Source organism: Pseudomonas sp. HLS-6 (assembly GCF_002753995.1).
GTDB classification, from domain to species: domain Bacteria; phylum Pseudomonadota; class Gammaproteobacteria; order Pseudomonadales; family Pseudomonadaceae; genus Aquipseudomonas; species Aquipseudomonas defluvii.
Map to the genome: position 1 here is coordinate 3,853,446 of NZ_CP024478.1, position 18,749 is coordinate 3,872,194.

General features: G+C 61.5%; 14 protein-coding genes. 4 read left to right on the top strand and 10 right to left on the bottom strand.

Features of this window, described 5'->3' with window-relative positions:
* Positions 1-12: 12 nt before the first annotated feature.
* The 6 genes from cmk to mtnA all read right to left on the bottom strand — a co-directional run bounded on the left by cmk (position 13) and on the right by mtnA (position 9,256).
* Positions 13-702: a (d)CMP kinase gene (gene cmk / locus CS390_RS18080; protein ID WP_065760854.1), complete on the bottom strand. Its 690-nt coding sequence runs from the start codon at positions 700-702 to the stop codon at positions 13-15.
* The gene (locus CS390_RS18085) at positions 699-2,906 is read right to left on the bottom strand and encodes a bifunctional prephenate dehydrogenase/3-phosphoshikimate 1-carboxyvinyltransferase (protein WP_256587642.1); all 2,208 of its coding nucleotides are present in this window, start codon (positions 2,904-2,906) and stop codon (positions 699-701) included. The genes cmk and CS390_RS18085 overlap by 4 nt, the downstream gene beginning before the upstream one ends.
* A gap of 73 nt (positions 2,907-2,979) precedes the next feature.
* Positions 2,980-4,074: a prephenate dehydratase gene (gene pheA / locus CS390_RS18090; protein WP_065760853.1), complete on the bottom strand. Its 1,095-nt coding sequence runs from the start codon at positions 4,072-4,074 to the stop codon at positions 2,980-2,982.
* Entirely contained in the window at positions 4,074-5,159 is a 1,086-nt protein-coding gene (gene serC, locus CS390_RS18095; protein WP_099776753.1) for a 3-phosphoserine/phosphohydroxythreonine transaminase, read from the bottom strand. Before serC ends, pheA begins: the two co-directional genes overlap by 1 nt.
* Before the next feature lie 93 nt (positions 5,160-5,252).
* The gene (gene gyrA, locus CS390_RS18100; RefSeq protein ID WP_099775520.1) at positions 5,253-7,910 is read right to left on the bottom strand and encodes a DNA gyrase subunit A; all 2,658 of its coding nucleotides are present in this window, start codon (positions 7,908-7,910) and stop codon (positions 5,253-5,255) included.
* Between the two features lie 269 nt (positions 7,911-8,179).
* Positions 8,180-9,256 carry an S-methyl-5-thioribose-1-phosphate isomerase gene (gene mtnA / locus CS390_RS18105; protein ID WP_099775521.1) on the bottom strand — a complete coding sequence of 359 codons (1,077 nt, stop codon included), beginning with the start codon at positions 9,254-9,256 and terminating at the stop codon, positions 8,180-8,182.
* A gap of 108 nt (positions 9,257-9,364) precedes the next feature.
* Between mtnA and CS390_RS18110 the strand changes: the two genes are divergently transcribed.
* From CS390_RS18110 to CS390_RS18125, 4 genes are read left to right on the top strand one after another with little or no spacing between them, the layout of a single operon-like run.
* Positions 9,365-10,696: a TRZ/ATZ family hydrolase gene (locus CS390_RS18110; RefSeq protein ID WP_099775522.1), complete on the top strand. Its 1,332-nt coding sequence runs from the start codon at positions 9,365-9,367 to the stop codon at positions 10,694-10,696.
* Positions 10,697-10,756: 60 nt separating this feature from the next.
* On the top strand, positions 10,757-11,455 hold the full coding sequence (gene ubiG / locus CS390_RS18115; protein ID WP_065760849.1) for a bifunctional 2-polyprenyl-6-hydroxyphenol methylase/3-demethylubiquinol 3-O-methyltransferase UbiG: 699 nt from the start codon (positions 10,757-10,759) through the stop codon (positions 11,453-11,455).
* A gap of 2 nt (positions 11,456-11,457) precedes the next feature.
* The gene (mupP, locus tag CS390_RS18120; protein ID WP_065760848.1) at positions 11,458-12,129 is read left to right on the top strand and encodes an N-acetylmuramic acid 6-phosphate phosphatase MupP; all 672 of its coding nucleotides are present in this window, start codon (positions 11,458-11,460) and stop codon (positions 12,127-12,129) included.
* A 25-nt stretch (positions 12,130-12,154) separates the two neighbouring features.
* Entirely contained in the window at positions 12,155-12,895 is a 741-nt protein-coding gene (locus CS390_RS18125; RefSeq protein WP_065760847.1) for a YciK family oxidoreductase, read from the top strand.
* A gap of 3 nt (positions 12,896-12,898) precedes the next feature.
* On the opposite strand, the gene CS390_RS18130 is transcribed toward CS390_RS18125, so the two are convergent.
* The 4 genes from CS390_RS18130 to CS390_RS18145 form a co-directional block, all read right to left on the bottom strand.
* Entirely contained in the window at positions 12,899-13,693 is a 795-nt protein-coding gene (locus CS390_RS18130) for a TenA family transcriptional regulator (protein ID WP_065760846.1), read from the bottom strand.
* Positions 13,694-13,725: 32 nt separating this feature from the next.
* The gene (locus tag CS390_RS18135; protein WP_099775523.1) at positions 13,726-16,185 is read right to left on the bottom strand and encodes an EAL domain-containing protein; all 2,460 of its coding nucleotides are present in this window, start codon (positions 16,183-16,185) and stop codon (positions 13,726-13,728) included.
* A 105-nt stretch (positions 16,186-16,290) separates the two neighbouring features.
* Positions 16,291-18,123: an ABC transporter ATP-binding protein gene (locus tag CS390_RS18140; RefSeq protein WP_065760844.1), complete on the bottom strand. Its 1,833-nt coding sequence runs from the start codon at positions 18,121-18,123 to the stop codon at positions 16,291-16,293.
* A complete protein-coding gene (locus CS390_RS18145) occupies positions 18,116-18,748 on the bottom strand; it encodes a DsbA family protein (protein WP_065760843.1) in 633 nt (210 codons plus the stop codon). Before CS390_RS18145 ends, CS390_RS18140 begins: the two co-directional genes overlap by 8 nt.
* Position 18,749 lies beyond the last annotated feature (1 nt).

Below are 18,749 nucleotides of genomic sequence, written 5' to 3' on the forward strand. Positions count from 1 at the left end.
AAACCTCCCTGATCACCCGGCGATGTCGCGCAGTGCGACTTCACTCATGATGCGTTCCAACACCTGCTCGATGGACAATTCCGTGGAATCCAGCTGAATTGCGTCGGGCGCCGGCTTGAGCGGGGCCACTGCGCGCTGGGTGTCGCGCTCATCGCGCGCACGTATCTCATCTAGCAGACTCGACAGACTAACATCATCACCCTTGGCCTTCAACTGCAAGTAGCGTCGACGCGCACGCTCCTCGGCACTGGCCGTCAGGAAAATCTTCAGCGGGGCATCGGGAAACACCACGGTGCCCATGTCACGACCATCAGCGACCAGGCCCGGCGATTCCTGAAATGCACGCTGGCGCTGCAACAATGCATCCCGTACGGCCGGCAGCGAGGCCACCTTGGAGGCATTCGCCCCCACGGTCTCGTTGCGAATGACATCGCTGACGTCGTCGCCTTCCAGAATAATACGCTGCGGCTGGCCATCGCTGGCAGCGATGAATTGCACATCCAGATGAGCGGCCAGCGCCTTGAGCAGTTCTTCGTTGGTCAGGTCTACACCGTGGTTGCCAGCCGCATAGGCCAGCAAACGGTACAGCGCGCCCGAGTCGAGCAGGTTCCAGCCCAGGCGCTTGGAGAGCAGCCCGGCAATGGTGCCCTTGCCGGAGCCGCTAGGCCCGTCGATGGCGATGACTGGTGCTTGCTGGTTCACGACTTGCCCTCTTCAGCAACACGGATGCCGACTTCGGCACACAGCGCCAGGAAGTTCGGGAACGACGTGGCGACGTTGGCACAATCATGGATGCGAATCGGCGCATTTGCACGCAGCGAGGCAACACTGAAGGCCATGGCGATACGGTGGTCACCGTGCCCATGAACTTCACCACCGCCGATAGGGCCGCCATAGATGATGATGCCATCCGGGGTCGGCTCACATTTCACGCCCAGGGTCAGCAGACCATCGGCCATGACCTGGATGCGGTCGGATTCCTTGACCCGCAATTCTTCGGCGCCACGCAGTACGGTACGGCCTTCGGCACAGGCGGCAGCCACGAACAATACCGGGAACTCGTCGATGGCCAGCGGTACCAGCGCCTCAGGAATTTCGATGCCCTTGAGCTTGGCGCCACGCACGCGCAGGTCTGCCACAGGCTCGCCGCCGACTTCGCGCTGGTTTTCCAGGGTGATGTCGCCGCCCATCAAACGCAGGATGTCGATGACACCAGTGCGGGTCGGGTTGATGCCAACGTGTTCAAGCAGCAACTCGGAGCCTTCGGCAATCGACGCTGCCACCAGGAAGAACGCCGCCGAGGAGATGTCGGCAGGCACTTCGATCGACGTGGCAGTGAGCTTGTGCCCGGACTCCAGCGATGCGGTCGCCCCCTCAACCGTGACCGGGTAGCCGAAGCCACGCAGCATGCGCTCGGTATGGTCGCGGGTCGGTGCAGGTTCGGTAACGGTGGTCTTGCCTTCGGCATACAGGCCCGCCAGCAGCAGGCAGGATTTCACCTGGGCACTGGCCATTGGCAGGGTGTAGTTCAGCGCCTTGAGCGTGTGACCACCACGGATGGTCATCGGCGGACGACCTTCGGCAGCGGTTTCAATGACCGCACCCATTTCGCGCAGCGGGTTGGCCACACGATTCATCGGACGCTTGGACAGCGAGGCATCACCGGTCAGTACGGTATCGAAGCTTTGCGCGGCCAGCAGGCCGGACAGCAGGCGCATCGAAGTACCGGAGTTACCCAGGTAGATCGGCCCAGGTGGCGGTTTCAGGCCATTGAGGCCAACGCCATGGATGGTCACGCGGCCGTGATGCGGGCCCTCGATCACCACACCCATGTCACGGAAGGCCTGCAGGGTAGCCAGCGCATCTTCGCCCTCAAGGAAACCTTCCACCTCGGTGGTGCCTTCGGCCAGCGAGCCGAGCATGATCGAGCGGTGGGAAATCGATTTGTCGCCTGGTACGCGAATACGGCCGGACAGGCGACCACCAGGATTTGCCAGGAAAATCAGATCGTTGGAGTTCATAGCGTCCACATAGGCCCGGCGGGCCAGGATTTTACTGAAATGCTCGCGAGCTACCCGAGCGCGGGTGAACACACCCAGCAGCTGGTGCCCGTCCCCTGCATCGACCGCATCGCGCAAGGCGTCGAGGTCGCTGCGAAATGTATCCAGTGTGCGCAGAACAGCTTCGCGGTTGGCGAGAAAAATGTCGTGCCACATGACCGGGTCGCTTCCGGCGATTCTCGTGAAATCGCGAAAGCCGCCCGCAGCGTAACGGAAGATATCCAGGTTTTCGTTGCGTTTTGCCAACGAGTCGACCAGACCAAAGGCCAACAGGTGCGGCAGATGACTGGTTGCCGCGAGCACCTCGTCGTGGCGCTCGACCTGCATGTGCTCGACGTCAGCACCCAGCGCACGCCAGAGGCGATCAACCAGCGCCAAGGCGGCGGGATCGGTCTCGGCAAGCGGGGTCAGAATGACTTTGTGTCGACGAAACAGCTCGGCATTGGAGGCTTCCACGCCGCTTTGCTCGGAGCCGGCAATCGGATGCCCTGGCACGAAGTTCGGCAGGCGTGAGCCAAAGGCCTCGCGCGCTGCGCGCACGACATTGCCCTTGGCGCTACCAACATCTGTCAGTACCGCCTGCCCCAGTTCGAGCTGCGCGAGTTTGGCCAGGAGCTTTTCCATGGCCAGAATCGGTACGGCCAATTGAATGACATCGGCACCGACACAGGCCTTGGCCAGGTCGTCTTCGCAGCGATCGACTACACCCAGCTCAACCGCCAGCTTGCGCGACTGCGGGTCGAGATCGACCCCGACCACTTCACGACACAGGCCGCTTTCGCGCAGGCCCTTGGCGAAGGACCCACCGATCAGGCCCAGGCCGACAACGACCAGGCGCGCAATAATGGGCTCAGCCTTTTCTACTGTCACGTCAACCACAAACCGGCACCCTGTTCAGAACATCACGCATGGCTATACCTCAGAGTACGGCTTTCGGATAGGAGCCCAGTACTTTCAGGGCCACCGCCTCCTGGCTGATCTTCTCCAGCACGGCCTTGATCAGCGGATCGCGGTGGTGCCCGACGAAGTCGATGAAGAAGACGTAGGTCCATTTGCCGCTGCGCGACGGACGGGTTTCGATGCGGGTCAGGTCGATACCGTTCTCGTGGAACGGCACCAGCAGTTCATGCAGCGCACCCGGCTTGTTGCTCATCGAGACGATGATCGAGGTCTTGTCGTCGCCCGTCGGCGGGACTTCCTGGTTACCGATCATCAAGAAGCGCGTGGAGTTGTCCGGGCGGTCTTCGATTTTTTCCGCCAGACGGGTCAGGCCATAGAGCCCAGCCGCCATGTCACCGGCAATTGCCGCGGAGTTCCATTCGCCCTTGACCCGCTTGGCCGCCTCGGCGTTGCTCGATACAGCAACGCGCTCGACGTTCGGGTAGTGCGCATCCAGCCACTTGCGGCACTGGGCCAGCGACTGGGCATGGGAGTAGATACGGCTGATGCTGTCGGTCTTGGTGTTCTCGCCCACCAGCAGGTGGTGGTGAATACGCAGCTCGACTTCACCACAGATCACCATGTCGTGTTCGAGGAAGCTGTCCAGGGTGTGGTTGACCGCACCCTCGGTGGAGTTTTCCACCGGCACGACACCGAAGTTCACGGCACCGGCTGCAACCTCGCGGAACACCTCGTCGATTGCCGCCATTGGCTTGCTGATCACGGCATGGCCAAAGTGCTTCAGGGCCGCCGCCTGGGTGAAGGTGCCCTCTGGACCGAGGTAAGCCACTTTCAGCGGCTGCTCCAGGGCCAGGCAGGAGGACATGATTTCGCGGAACAAACGCGCCATTTCCTCGTTGCCCAGCGGCCCCGGGTTGCGTTCCATGACCCGCTTGAGCACTTGTGCTTCACGCTCGGGACGATAGAACACCGGGGTTTCGCCTTCGCTCAGGGACGCCATCTTGACCCGTGCAACTTCCTGGGCGCAACGCGCGCGGTCGCTGATCAGCTCGAGGATTTTCTCGTCGAGGCTGTCAATGCGCACGCGCAGCGCCTTGAGCTCCTGTTCGGACATCAGGCGTGTTCCTTCTCGAATTCAGCCATGTAGGCCACCAGTGCCTCGATCGCTTCAAGGCCCAGAGCGTTGTAGATCGACGCACGCATGCCGCCTACCGAGCGATGGCCCTTGAGGTTGAGCAGGCCACGGGCATCAGCACCGGCCAGGAAGGCTTTGTCCAAACGCTCGTCCGCCAGGCGGAACGGCACGTTCATCCACGAACGGGCGTTGTGCGCAATCGGGTTGGTGTAGAACTCGCTGCTGTCGATGAAGCCGTACAGGCGGTCTTTCTTCGCCCGGTTACGACGCTCCATGGCCTCGACGCCGCCCTGCTCCTTGAGCCATTCGAAGACCAGCCCGGAGAGGTACCAGGAGTAGGTCGCCGGGGTGTTGTACATCGAGCCGTTGTCGGCTGCGACCTTGTAGTCGAGCATGGTCGGGCAGCTGCTGCGGGCATGGCCCAGCAGGTCTTCACGAACGATGACCACCACCAGACCGCTCGGGCCGATGTTTTTCTGCGCACCGGCATAGATCATGCCGAACTGCGAGACGTCGATCGGGCGCGAAAGGATGTCCGAAGACATGTCGACCACCAGCGGCACGTCACCGGTTTGCGGAACCCAGTCGAACTGCAGGCCGCCGATGGTTTCGTTGGAGGCGTAGTGCAGGTAGGCGGCGTCCTTGGTCAGGTTCCACTCGTTCTGCCCAGGAATGGCCAGGTAATCGTATGGCTTGGCGCTGGCGGCAACATTGACGTGACCGAAGCGGCGCGCTTCTTCAATCGCCTTCTTCGACCAGATGCCGGTTTCCACGTAGTCCGCAGTGCCACCCTCGGGCAGCAGGTTCAGTGGAATTTCAGCGAATTGCTGACTGGCACCGCCCTGCAGGAACAGGACCTTGTAGTTGGAGGGAACAGAGAGCAGATCACGCAGATCCTGCTCGGCTTTCTCGGCGATGGCCACGTAGTCGTCGCTACGGTGGCTCATTTCCATGACCGACAGGCCTTTGCCGTGCCAGTCCAGCATCTCGGCCTGGGCACGCTGCAGCACAGCATCAGGAAGCGCAGCAGGGCCTGCGCAGAAGTTAAAGGCTCGTTTGCTCACATCCACTCTCGCTCTGCTCTTGATGTCTGCGGGATTCGCTGCGAGGCCGATTACCAGCCCCGCAGGCCCTCCCACATAAAATCCGCGTTTACACTATTCCTGCGGCGCTTCTTCTGCGTCCGCGTCAGCATCAACGTCGGTATCAACGTCTGCATCTGCATCTGCATCGACGGCGGTGTCGGCTTCACCTTCGAAACCTTCCTCGTCACCCTCCTCTTCGGAAGGCTCCTGCACGCGCTCAAGGCCCACCAGGGTCTCGTCGCTCGCCAGTTTGATCAAGGTTACGCCCTGGGTATTACGACCCAGGCTGGACACTTCGCTGACGCGGGTGCGTACCAAGGTGCCCTGGTCGGAAATCAGCATGATTTCCTCACCGTCCTGCACCTGAACTGCACCGACCAGGCGGCCGTTACGCTCGTTGCTGACCATGGCGATTACACCCTGGCCACCGCGCTTGTACTCTGGGAACTCGGTGATCGCCGTACGCTTGCCGTAGCCACGCTCGGACGCGGTGAGGATCTGACTGCCCTCCTCCGGAATGATCATCGAGATCAGTTTCTGACCTTCGCCCAGACGCATGCCGCGCACACCGCGCGCGGTACGGCCCATGGCACGTACGTCGGACTCTTTGAAGCGTGTCACCTTGCCCGCGTCGGAGAACAGCATGACCTCACGCTCGCCATCGGTAATGGCAGCGGAAATCAGGATATCGCCCTCGTCCAGCTCCAGCGCGATCAGGCCAACGCTGCGCTGACGGCTGAACTGCTCCAGCGGGGTCTTCTTCACGGTACCGTTGGCGGTCGCCATGAAGATGAAGTGGCCTTCGGTGTATTCCTCGACCGGCAGCATGGTGGTGATGTGCTCACCCTCATCCAGCGGCAGCAGGTTGACCAGCGGACGACCGCGGGCGGCACGCGAGGCCTCAGGGATTTCGTAGGTTTTCAGCCAGTACACCTTGCCCTTGCTGGAGAACAGCAGCAGCGTGGTGTGGCTGTTGGCAACCAGCAGGTGCGAGATGTAGTCCTCGTCCTTGACGCCGGTCGCCGACTTGCCTTTGCCGCCGCGACGCTGGGCCTGGTAGGCCGCCAGCGGCTGGGTCTTGGCGTAGCCGCCATGGGAGATGGTCACAACCCGGTCTTCTTCCGGAATCATGTCACCCAGGGTCAGGTCGAGGCGCGCGTCGAGAATTTCGGTGCGGCGCACGTCGCCGTATTCGGCACGGATCAGTTCCAGCTCTTCGCGGATCACTTCCATCAGGCGCTCGGCACTGTTGAGGATGCGGATCAGCTCGCCGATCTGGTTGAGAATCTCCTGGTACTCGGCCAGCAGCTTCTCGTGCTCCAGGCCTGTCAGGCGGTGCAGACGCAGGTCAAGGATCGCCTGAGCCTGTTCAGGCGACAGGAAGTACTTGCCGTCGCGCAGGCCATATTGCTCGTCGAGGGTTTCCGGACGGCAGGAATCGGCGCCAGCGCGCTCGACCATGACCTGCACGGCACTGGACTCCCAAGGGGTGCTGATCAGCGCTTCCTTGGCCTCGGACGGGGTTGGCGATGCCTTGATCAAGGCGATGACCGGGTCGATGTTGGACAGGGCAACCGCCTGGCCTTCAAGGATATGGCCACGTTCACGCGCCTTGCGCAGCTCGAATACGGTACGACGGGTAACCACTTCGCGGCGGTGACGGACGAACGCCTCGAGCAGGTCCTTGAGGTTCAGAACCTTTGGCTGGCCGTCGATCAGCGCGACAACGTTGATGCCGAACACGCTTTGCAGCTGGGTCTGGGCATAGAGGTTGTTGAGAATGACCTCAGGCACCTCGCCACGACGCAGCTCGATCACGATGCGCATACCGTCCTTGTCGGACTCGTCACGCAGCTCGGTGATACCTTCGAGTTTCTTTTCCTTGACCAGCTCGGCGATCTTTTCGATCAACCGCGCCTTGTTCAGCTGATACGGCAGCTCGGTGACCACGATCTGCTGACGACCACCGACCTTGTCGATGTCTTCGACTGTGGAGCGGGCGCGCATGTAGATGCGGCCACGGCCCGTGCGGTAGGCCTCGATGATGCCGGCACGGCCGTTGATGATGGCCGCGGTCGGGAAGTCCGGACCCGGGATGAACTGCATCAGTTCATCGACCGTGATGTCCGCGTTATCGATCAGCGCCAGGCAACCGTCGATGACTTCGCCCAGGTTGTGCGGCGGAATGTTGGTTGCCATGCCCACGGCGATACCGCTGGAACCGTTGACCAGCAGGTTCGGGATACGGGTCGGCATGACCGCCGGGATCTGCTCGGTGCCGTCGTAGTTGGGCACCCAGTCGACGGTTTCCTTGTGCAGGTCGGCCAGCAGCTCGTGGGCCAGCTTGGTCATGCGCACTTCGGTGTAACGCATCGCGGCTGCGTTGTCGCCGTCGACCGAACCGAAGTTGCCCTGGCCGTCGACCAGCAGGTAGCGCAGGGAGAAAGGCTGAGCCATACGTACGATGGTGTCGTAGACCGCCGTGTCACCGTGAGGGTGATACTTACCGATCACGTCACCGACCACACGGGCAGATTTCTTGTACGGTTTGTTCCAGTCGTTACCCAGCTCGCTCATCGCAAACAGAACACGACGATGCACGGGCTTCAAGCCATCACGCGCATCGGGCAGTGCTCGCCCGACAATGACGCTCATCGCGTAGTCGAGGTAGGACTGTCTCAGTTCGTCTTCGATATTGACCGGGAGGATTTCTTTGGCCAGTTCGCCCATGAGAAGCCTGATTCCTTTTTCTGGTGAAACTCCGTCACATCCATGATCGGACGAACGAAGCTCGCCGCCGCAAAGCTGCTGCCCTGCAACGACTTACGACAAATCAACGAGTTAAGCCATGGATCTGCGCAGTAAAGACAGCCAAATTGAGCGGTCTTGGAAACCGTCGGATGTTACCACAGTCGCCGAGGGCTTGGGAGTACGGCAAAGCGTCGCTGGTGCAGGCACCCTAGCACCCGCGACGATAAAGGCCGCCAAGGGCCACTCAGTCAATGCAGGCGCTTGCGGCACATCAATTGGGCCATTTTCGCGGTATCCGGGCGCTCGACGATGCCTTTCTCGGTGACGATGGCGTCGATAAGGTCCGCCGGGGTCACGTCGAATACCGGGTTGAAGGCATCGACATCGGCACCGACGCGCTGCCCGCCGACGTCCAGCAACTCACTGCCGGCACGCTCTTCGATCGGGATGTCATCGCCACTGGCCAGGCTCATGTCGATGGTCGAGCTCGGCGCCACCACCATGAAACGCACACCATGGTGCATGGCGTTGACCGCCAGTTGGTAGGTACCGATCTTGTTCGCCACGTCGCCATTGGCAGTGATGCGGTCTGCCCCGACGATGACCCAGGTAATGCCCTTGGTCTTCATGAGGTGAGCCGCTGCCGAATCGGCATTCAGGGTCACCGGAATGCCTTCGTTGGCCAGTTCCCAGGCGGTCAGCCGCGAGCCCTGCAACCAGGGCCGGGTTTCATCGGCGTAGACGCGCTCGATCATACCCTCCAGCCAGGCACCGCGAATCACCCCCAGCGCAGTACCAAAACCACCCGTTGCCAGCGCACCCGTGTTGCAGTGGGTCAGTACCGCCTGCTCGCTACCCTGATGCTTGCGAATCAGCTCGACACCCAGCTGAGCCATGGTCAGGTTGGCCTCGCGGTCACTTTCGTGAATCGCGATAGCCTCAGCCTCCATGAGCGCCAGCGGGTCATCGGTGCTTTTCAGGCGTTCCAGGCGCTCGCGCATGCGGTTCAGCGCCCAAAACAGGTTGACTGCGGTTGGCCGCGACTCGGCCAGAACAGTGAAATCTTCTTCCAGCGCCGCTTTCCAGTCGCCACCGACGGCCAGGCGCTGACGCACTGCCAAAACGATGCCATAGGCAGCGCTGATGCCAATTGCAGGTGCGCCACGCACCACCATGGAACGAATCGCCTCGGCCACGCCGTGCGCATCGGTATACGCCAGCCAGGTTTCATCAGCTGGCAGGATGCGCTGGTCGAGCAGGTACAAGGCACCGTCTCGCCAATCGATGGCCTTTACCTTCTCTGCAGCCAACAGTCGATCGCGCATGCCTCACCCCACCATTCAGACATCAAAAGCGAATGATTATAACGATCCCCAGGCGCGGGCGCTCGGGTATACTTCGCCCTTACTCCTTTAGCCCTTGGATTTTCTGCCATGCCCAAGCTTGCCACCCCCCTCGACCTGTTGCTCCTGCCAACCTGGCTGGTGCCCGTCGAACCGGCCGGGGTGGTGTTCAAGGACTACGGCCTGGGCATCCGTGACGGCAAGATCGCCTTCGTGGGCCCACGCGAAGACGCCCTGCGCCACGGCGCCGGGGAGATCCGCGAGTTGCCAGGCTGCCTGCTCAGCCCCGGCCTGATCAACGCACACGGCCACGCAGCAATGACCCTGTTCCGTGGCCTGGCCGACGACCTGCCGTTGATGACCTGGCTCGAAAAGCACATCTGGCCGGCCGAGAGCCGCTGGGTCGACGAAGCCTTCGTGCGCGACGGTACCGACCTGGCTATCGCCGAGCAGCTCAAGGGCGGCATCACCTGCTTCTCGGACATGTACTTTTTCCCGAAGATTGCCAGCGAGCGCGTACACGAGAGCGGCATTCGCGCCCAGATCGCCATTCCCCTGCTGGACTTCCCGATTCCTGGCGCACGCAGCACCGATGAAGCGCTGCACCAGGGGGTCGAGCTGTTCGGCGACCTGCGCCACCATCCCCGCATTACCGTGGCCTTCGGCCCACACGCGCCTTACACGGTGAGCGACGAGAACCTGGAGAAAATCCGGGTGATCGCCGAGGAACTGGACGCGCCGATTCACATGCATATCCAGGAAACCGCCTTTGAGGTCCAGCAGTCGCTGGAGCAGCGTGGCGAGCGCCCTCTGGCACGCCTGGCCCGCCTCGGCCTGCTTGGCCCGCGCCTGCAGGCGGTACACATGACCCAGGTCAGCGACGAAGACCTGGCGCTGCTGGTAGAAAGCAACACCAACGTTGTCCACTGCCCGGAATCGAACCTGAAACTGGCCAGCGGCTTCTGCCCGGTCGAACGCCTTTGGCAAGCCGGCGTCAACGTCGCCGTTGGAACCGACGGCGCGGCCAGCAACAACGATCTCGACCTGCTCGGCGAAACCCGCACTGCGGCCCTGTTGGCCAAGGCAGTGGCTGGCTCGGCCACCGCACTGGACGCACACCGCGCCCTGCGCATGGCGACCCTCAATGGCGCACGCGCACTGGGCCTTGATGCGATTACCGGCTCACTGGAGCTGGGCAAGGCCGCCGACCTGGCCGCCTTCGATCTTTCGGGCCTGGCTCAACAGCCGGTCTACGACCCGGTTTCGCAACTGATCTACGCCTGCGGCCGTGACTGCGTGAAGCATGTCTGGGTCAACGGCAAGCAACTGCTGGACGAGCGGCGCCTGACGCGCCTGGACGAACAGGCCCTGAGCAGCGCAGCCCGCGCCTGGGGCCAGCGCATTGGCGGCCATCACGAATAACCCGTCGCCAGCCCCGCTGCCGACCCGTAACGTATTATTGAAGCTTCAGAGGACTGTTCCATGAGCAACGTCGACCACGCTGAAATCGCCAAATTCGAAGCCCTCGCCCACCGCTGGTGGGACCGCGAAAGCGAGTTCAAACCGCTGCACGACATCAACCCGCTACGGGTCAACTGGATTGACGAGCGCGTCAAGCTGGCCGGCAAGAAGGTGCTCGACGTTGGCTGCGGCGGCGGCATTCTCAGCGAATCCATGGCCCAGCGCGGCGCGACCGTCACCGGTATCGACATGGGTGAGGCACCACTGGCCGTCGCCCAACTGCACCAACTGGAATCGGGCGTAAACGTTGAGTACCGGCAGATCACCGCCGAGGCCCTGGCCGAGGAAATGCCAGGCCAGTTTGACGTGGTCACCTGCCTGGAGATGCTGGAGCACGTCCCTGACCCATCCTCGGTGATTCGCGCCTGCTACCGCATGGTCAAACCGGGCGGCCAGGTATTTTTCTCGACCATCAACCGCAACCCCAAGGCGTACCTGTTTGCGATCATTGGCGCCGAGTACATCATGAAGTTGCTGCCGCGCGGCACCCATGACTTCAAGAAGTTCATCCGCCCTTCGGAACTGGGCGCCTGGAGCCGTGAAGCCGGCCTGAGCGTCAAGGACATCATCGGCCTGACCTACAACCCGCTGACCAAGCATTACAAGCTGGCGGCCGATGTCGACGTCAACTACATGATTCAAACCCTGCGCGAGGAATGAGCATGCGTTTGCGAGCCGTACTTTTTGACATGGATGGCACCTTGCTGGATACGGCGCCGGACTTCGTCGCCATCTGCCAGGCCATGCTGGCCGACCGCGGCCTGCCCCCTGTAGACGAACAGAGAGTTCGTGACGTGATTTCCGGTGGTGCCCGGGCCATGGTCTCGGCAACCTTCGCACTGGACCCAGCCGACGCGGCGTTTGAAGCACTGCGCCTGGAGTTCCTTGAGCGCTACCAGGCCAACTGCGCGGTCCACAGTTGCCTGTTCGACGGCATGGCCGAATTGCTGGCCGACATCGAAAAAGGCAACTTGCTGTGGGGTGTGGTCACCAACAAGCCCGTGCGCTTCGCCGAGCCCATCATGCAACAACTCGGCCTGGCCGAGCGTTCGGCGCTGCTGATCTGCCCGGACCACGTGAAGAACAGCAAGCCCGATCCAGAGCCACTGATCCTGGCCTGTAAAACCCTGAACCTGGACCCGGCCAGCGTGCTGTTCGTGGGCGACGACCTGCGTGACATCGAGTCGGGACGCGATGCCGGCACCCGCACCGCTGCCGTGCGCTATGGCTATATCCACCCCGAAGACAACCCGAACAACTGGGGTGCGGACGTGGTGGTCGACCATCCACTGGAACTGCGCAAGGTGATCGACAGCGCACTCTGCGGCTGCTGATAGCGACTATTTAGAGGTAAACACCATGTTCGACTACTCCGCCCGCCCCGACCTGCTCAAAGACCGGGTCATCCTTGTCACCGGCGCCGGTCGCGGCATCGGCGCAGCCGCCGCCAAGAGCTTCGCTGCCCACGGTGCGACGGTGCTGCTGCTGGGCAAGACCGAAGCCAACCTGACCCAGGTCTATGACGAAATCGAAGCGGCCGGGCATCCACAACCGGTGGTCATTCCGTTCAACCTGGAAACGGCGCTTCCACACCAGTACGACGAACTGGCGGTGATGATCGAGAATGAGTTCGGTCGGCTCGACGGCCTGCTGCACAACGCCTCGATCATTGGCCCGCGGACACCGATTGAACAGCTGTCTGGCGACAACTTCATGCGGGTGATGCACATCAACGTGAACGCCACGTTCATGCTGACCAGCACCCTGCTGCCACTGTTGAAGCTGTCGGAGGACGCTTCGGTGATCTTCACCTCCAGCAGTGTTGGCCGCAAAGGCCGCGCCTACTGGGGCGCCTATGGCGTGTCGAAGTTCGCCACCGAGGGCCTGATGCAAACCCTGGCAGATGAGCTGGAGGGCGTTGCCCCTGTGCGCGCCAACAGTGTCAACCCAGGCGCAACCCGCACCAGCATGCGCGCCCAGGCCTACCCGGGCGAAAACCCCGAAAGCAATCCGCTGCCGGCCGATATCATGCCAGTGTATCTGTACCTGATGGGCCCGGACAGCGCCGGCATCAACGGCCAGGCGTTCGACGCGCAGTAAGCTTCAGCCTTGCACCAGAGCCATCCGTTCGCGGGGGCTCTGGCGCTCATGCGACACTTCCATTTGCATGCAGCGCTCAAGGAACAGGTACATGTATTCGTAACTCTTGCAGATGGCCTGCCGCAGCTCGGCCTGCAAGGCCCTGGACGGGTTGTTGCCGGCCAGCGTGCAGATGATCTCCAGCGCCTCCCATGGGTGCGCATCGTCATACTGAGCGTGCAGATTCAGCCACTTCATAGCGCGCTTGCGCTGCGCTTCCGGGAACGCCTCGGCATAGGCACCGGTAGAGCAGACCAAGGCCGACCACTCACCGGTAGCCCCTTCAATGGCATAGTTGGTCGCTGCAATCGCGATGATCAGCGGGTCTGCCGAGCTGGTGTGCCAGCACCAGTGGCTCAACGCCTGCAGCTCTGTTGGCACCTGCTGCGCCTGCAAGTCGTCGAGGCTGACGCCATGGGCATGGCACCAGTTCAGCCAATAATCAGCATGATTGAGTTCGACGCGAATGTTGCGCATCAGCCAGCGGCGCGCCAGGTCCTCACCGGGATGGCGGGCAAAGCGGGTCTTGGTCAGGTTCTGCGCCATGTACAGGGCGAACTGTTCAACCACCGGCCAGCCACCAATCAGGTACTGACGCATCGTTCGAGCCCCCAAGCGGTTATCGCGCATGCGCTGGTAAAGCTCGTGCTCGACCACCTTTCGCTTACTTTCGCTGCAGGCTTCAATCAACTGTTGGGCCCAGAGCGGGTAACTGGCGGGATCCATCAACGGACCGATTCGAACAAATGCATCATTCACTATCAGCTCCTTTTCCTTGTGATTGTTAATGTTCAGCGAAACGTTCCTGGCGCCTTCATCATCTGAGGGCGCTCCGGCGAACGTTTGCGCTGCAGGCTGTCGCACGAAAACACTGTCGGACGCTCGATGAGGTACCCCTGGGCATAGTCCACGCCAATTTCCCGCAAGGCCTGTTCAATCAGCGGGGTTTCGACGAACTCGGCGATCGTGCGTTTGCCCATGACATGGCCAATGTGGTTGATCACTTCGACCATCGCCCGATTAATCGGGTCATCCAGCATGTCCTTGACAAAACTTCCGTCGATCTTAAGGAAGTCTACTGGCAAATGTTTCAAATATGCGAACGACGACATGCCTGCGCAGAAGTCATCAAGCGAGAACCTGCAGCCCAACCCCTTCAAGTCGTTGATGAAACGAATGGCGCTACCCAGGTTGGCAATGGCACTGGTTTCAGTGATTTCAAAGCAGACCAACTGCGGTGGAATCGAAAACTCGCTGAACATGCGGTGCAGGTATTCAAGGAAGTTGTCGTCGCCGATACTGCTCCCGGACAGGTTGATCGCGCACATGGCCAACGGCCCTTGGCGCGGCCTGTCCAGGGCTTCGCGAATCACCTGAAACACGTTGCGCACGACCCAACGGTCCAGCGCGGTCATCAACCCGTATCGTTCGGCGGCCGGGATAAAGCTGTCCGGCAGGATGGTGCGCCCACTCTCATCGTGCAGCCGCAGAAGAATCTCAAGGTGCCCACCGGCATTGCCAGGCTCACCCAGTGCAGCAATTTCCTGGGAGTAAAGGCAAAAGCGGTTTTCTTCCAATGCGACGTGCAAACGCTGAATCCAGGCCATTTCACCAACGCGCATGGACAACTCGGTGTCGTCGGCATGGTAGACCTGAACGCGGTTACGCCCCTTCTCCTTGGCCATATAACACGCCATGTCCGCGGCCCGTAACGACGCTTCCAGGGTAGCCGGAGGCTGGCTGAGGGGAACCAGGCCAATACTGACCGTGGTCATGAACGGGCGCCCTTTCCAGACAAAATGCAGGCTCTGCACTGTCTGACGAAGGTTTTCGGCAATGCGCTCGGCCTGTTCCGGCGGGCAGTTTTCCAGCAGGATGCCGAACTCATCCCCCCCGAGACGCGCCAAGGTATCCCCTTCACGCAACCCACCCTGAAGCAAGGCACAAATGTGCCGCAGCAACTCATCACCCGCCGCATGGCCAGAGGTGTCGTTGACCAGCTTGAACTGATCCAGGTCCAGGAACAGTAATGAATGGCGCGCCGTACTTCGGCTCAGGCCTGCGAGCGCCTGCTCCAGACGGAACTCGAATTCCCGGCGGTTGGCCAACCCTGTCAGGGCGTCATGGGTGGCCTGCCAGGACAGGTTGGCAATGTATTGGCGCTCCTGGGTCATGTCATGCAGCACCACCACAACGCCACTGATACGCCCTTCGTTGAGTATCGGCGCGCCCACCAGGGCGACGGAAACGGTGCTGCCATCGAGCCGCTGAATCAGCTTGGCATGCTCACCGCCTTCATGCAGGGTGCCGTTGAGAATGTGCTCAATCAGCGTCAGGCTGTCCTTCTCGGCATGCTCATCAAGCAGATTGAACAGTGCCGCCAAGGGCAAGCCCTGCGCCTGCTGGGCATCCCAGTGGGTCAACTGCTCGGCAGCCGGGTTCATGTAGGTAATACAACCATCGACGTCGGTGGTTATCACACCATCGCCAATCGACGCCAGGGTGACTTGCGCACGCTCTTTTTCAACCTGCAGCGCACTGGCAAAGGCTTGGCGCTGAACCAGCAGCTTGTGCGAGCGCTTCCAAGCCAGGGCAATCAGGAACAATGCGGTCGCCACGTTGATGAACAGCAACAGGCGCAGGAGCACCCGCGAGCCTTCGCTCAAGGCATCGCTGAACGCCTTGGCGGCCGGCGCCACGCCCTCATTGATCGAGGCAATCCTGGCCTTCCAGTCGGCCACTTTCCTGGCCGAGGCCTTCCCACGCGCAAAGCCTTGGCGTATTTCCTGGGCAAGAGTGTCGAGTTGCTGCACGAAGCCGTCGCCGACGGCCCACAGTTGAATGGCCTTTTCCAGGTAACTGACATGACGAAAATTCAGGTACAACCAGATCACACTGGAGACGTCATCGGGGTGGTTGCCACCCTGCAACATGCCCTTGCGAGCCGCTGCGATGTCCGGTGTCGGCAAATCCAGTGCGGTGCGCAACTCATGCCCCCCCATGGGCACGGCGATAGCCCGCTGGTACTTCTCGAACGCCGCCTGATCGCCACTGTCGACATACAGCGTAAGGTAGTAGATGGCGTCCTTCTGGCCCTTGGACCAGAGGCTTTCGCCCCCCACGTAACCACGCACAGCCGAGAGCGCGTAAAGGCTGATGCTTCCTAGCAACGCCTGAAACAGCACGACCGCGACAAATGGCCAAATGATGCCCAGCAACTTTGGCGCTTCGAGAGTCCGTTTTCCCTTCATGAGGTCCCTTGCTTGTTGCAGAGCCGTATGAGTCTAAACCTACAACAGACTAGGATATTTGCCACCAGGGCAAACGGCCTTTACCTCAAAATTCGCTTTTCCCGCTCAACTTTGTTGCAGATGCCCATACAGTTTGGCGTATAAACCGCCATCAGCGATGAGCTGCTGATGGCAACCGTCCTCGGCAACATGCCCCCCATCAAACACCAGAACACGGTCTGCCTGCTTCACCGCCGACAGGCGGTGGGCGATGATCAAGGTTGTGCGGGCACTGAGAAAACGGGCCAGGGCCTGATGCAGGTTGTACTCGGTGGCCGCGTCCAGGGCCGACGTGGCTTCATCGAGGATAACCACCTTGGGCTCGGCCAGTACCATCCGGGCAATGGCCAGACGCTGACGCTGCCCACCGGACAGGCGTACCCCGGAGCGCCCTACCACGCTGTCCAGGCCCTGAGGCAGTGCAGCAATAGTGCTATCGAGCTGGGCAATGCCCAATGCCTGCCAGCATGCCTCGTCGGTGCAGTCGCGGCCCATGGTCAGGTTGGCGCGCACGGTGTCGTTGAACAGCGAGGGGTGCTGCAAAACCACGGCCACCTGCTCACGCAAGGTTTCCAGACCAATTTCCTGCAAGGTCGCGCCACCGAAGCGGATCGTCCCGGCTTGCGGTGTGTAGAGCCCCAGCAACAACTGCACCAGGGTGCTCTTGCCGCCACCGCTGGCACCGACTATCGCCACTTTTTCGCCGGGTGCGATCGACAGGTTGAGCTGGTCGAGCACCGGCTCCTCGCCGTAGGCAAAACGCAGGCCGCGCACGTCGATGCCAACCGTGTCACGGCCCTTGAACGGGTCGACGCCCCCGGCAAACTGCGGTTCATCGTCACGCGCCAGCAGTTCGTTGATGCGGGTCAGCGCACCGCCAGCGGCGTAGTAGGCGTATTGCAGGTTCAATAACTGCTCTACCGGCCCGATCATGAACCACAGGTAGCTGAACACAGCCAGCATCTGGCCAATGGAAAGGTCGGAGAACAGCACGGTGAGCATTGCCGCCGCGCGGAAAATATCGATACCAAACTGGAACAACAGGCCACTGGCACGCCCACTGGCGTCACTCTTCCACTGCGAGGCGACGGCATAGTTGCGAACCTCCTGGGCACGTACCCCCAGTCGCCCAAGGAAATAGCCCTGGCGGTTACCGGCTCGAATTTCCTGAATGGCATCCAGCGTTTCTGCCAGGGCCTGGGTAAACCGCGAGGTGCTGTCGTTCTCCAGTTTTTTCAGGTGCTTGACCCGCTTGCCCAATTGCACGGTGGCAAAAATCACCAACGGGTTGAACAGCAGGATCAATAGCGCCAACTGCCAATGCATCCAGATCAGGATGCCGGCCGTACCGGTCAAGGTCAGTACCGCCACCAGGAAGCGGCTGAGGGTTTCACCGACAAACTTGTCCAGGGTGTCGAGGTCGGTCACCAGGTGCGTCGTGACCGTTCCGCTGCCAAGGCTTTCGTACTCGCTCAGGGAGATGCGCTTGAGCCGCTCGATCAGGCGGATACGCAAGCGGTAGACGATGTCTTTGGCCAAGCCGGCAAACAGCCTGGCCTGAACCACGTTGAATGCCAGCGCGAATACCCGCAGGCACAGGGTCGCCAGGAGCATCAGGCCGATATAGCCAGCGGGCACGTGCCAAGCCTGCGGCAGAAACTGATTCATCCATTTCAGCGCGGCGTCGCCATGCCCCAGCAGCACTTCGTCGACGAGCAGCGGCAGCAGCAGCGGGATCGGCACACTGCACAGCGCCGCCAGCACGGCAACGCCATTGGCGATCCACAGGGCTTTTTTGTGTTGCAGTGCCAGGCGACGAATTTCAGCCCAGCTCAGACGATCGCCATGACTTGCCGGTGAACCCGGCACCGGGTCGGGTGAGCCCGGCAGGTCAAGCATGAGCGGCACGCTCCAACCAACGACCGAGCAACGGCGCCAATGCGTCTTGAGGCTGGTAGCCGTTGGTCAGCAGCGCCAACTGGCCATTGCGCTCGGCCAGCAGGGTCGGGAAACCGGCAATACCCAAATCCTGCACCCAGACGAAATCGGCAGCCGTGGCCTGGCGTTGTTCGGCGCTGGTGAAGCGCTCGGAGAACACCGCACGCTCAAAGCCTGCCTGGGTAGCCAGTTCGACCAATTGCGGCGCACGGGTGACATCTTCGCTGCGCTCATAGAAGGCCTGCTGGATAAGCGTGAGCAGGCCCCAGGCGCGTTGCGGGTCAAGGCTGCGCGCCGTCACCAAGGCGCGGCACGCAGGTTCGGTGTCGTAGACGAAACCCTCGGGCATCGCCCCTTCAATGCGAAACGGCTGACCAGTCGCTTCGTGCACCGCTTGCCAGTGCTCAAGGATGTAGCGTCGGGTAGACACATCAAGTGCGCTGCTACCGCTACGCAGGCCACCGACCACCAGATGGGTCGGCACCCCCGCCGCCTGCGCCTGGGCGATCAGGGCCTCGGCCACTGGTGCAAAACCCCAGCACCAGGAGCACATCGGGTCCATCACATAGAGCAGGCGAGCGGACATC

Excerpts from the sequence above, each read along its gene's own strand:
- CS390_RS18140 (WP_065760844.1), bottom strand. The coding sequence starts at position 18,123 with ATGCTTGACCTGCCGGGCTCACCCGACCCGGTGCCGGGTTCACCGGCA.
- mtnA (WP_099775521.1), bottom strand. The coding sequence starts at position 9,256 with ATGCGCGATCGACTGTTGGCTGCAGAGAAGGTAAAGGCCATCGATTGG.
- pheA (WP_065760853.1), bottom strand. The coding sequence starts at position 4,074 with ATGTCCGAACAGGAGCTCAAGGCGCTGCGCGTGCGCATTGACAGCCTC.
- CS390_RS18135 (WP_099775523.1), bottom strand. The coding sequence starts at position 16,185 with ATGAAGGGAAAACGGACTCTCGAAGCGCCAAAGTTGCTGGGCATCATT.
- CS390_RS18145 (WP_065760843.1), bottom strand. The coding sequence starts at position 18,748 with ATGTCCGCTCGCCTGCTCTATGTGATGGACCCGATGTGCTCCTGGTGC.
- CS390_RS18110 (WP_099775522.1), top strand. The coding sequence starts at position 9,365 with ATGCCCAAGCTTGCCACCCCCCTCGACCTGTTGCTCCTGCCAACCTGG.
- gyrA (WP_099775520.1), bottom strand. The coding sequence starts at position 7,910 with ATGGGCGAACTGGCCAAAGAAATCCTCCCGGTCAATATCGAAGACGAA.
- ubiG (WP_065760849.1), top strand. The coding sequence starts at position 10,757 with ATGAGCAACGTCGACCACGCTGAAATCGCCAAATTCGAAGCCCTCGCC.
- CS390_RS18125 (WP_065760847.1), top strand. The coding sequence starts at position 12,155 with ATGTTCGACTACTCCGCCCGCCCCGACCTGCTCAAAGACCGGGTCATC.
- mupP (WP_065760848.1), top strand. The coding sequence starts at position 11,458 with ATGCGTTTGCGAGCCGTACTTTTTGACATGGATGGCACCTTGCTGGAT.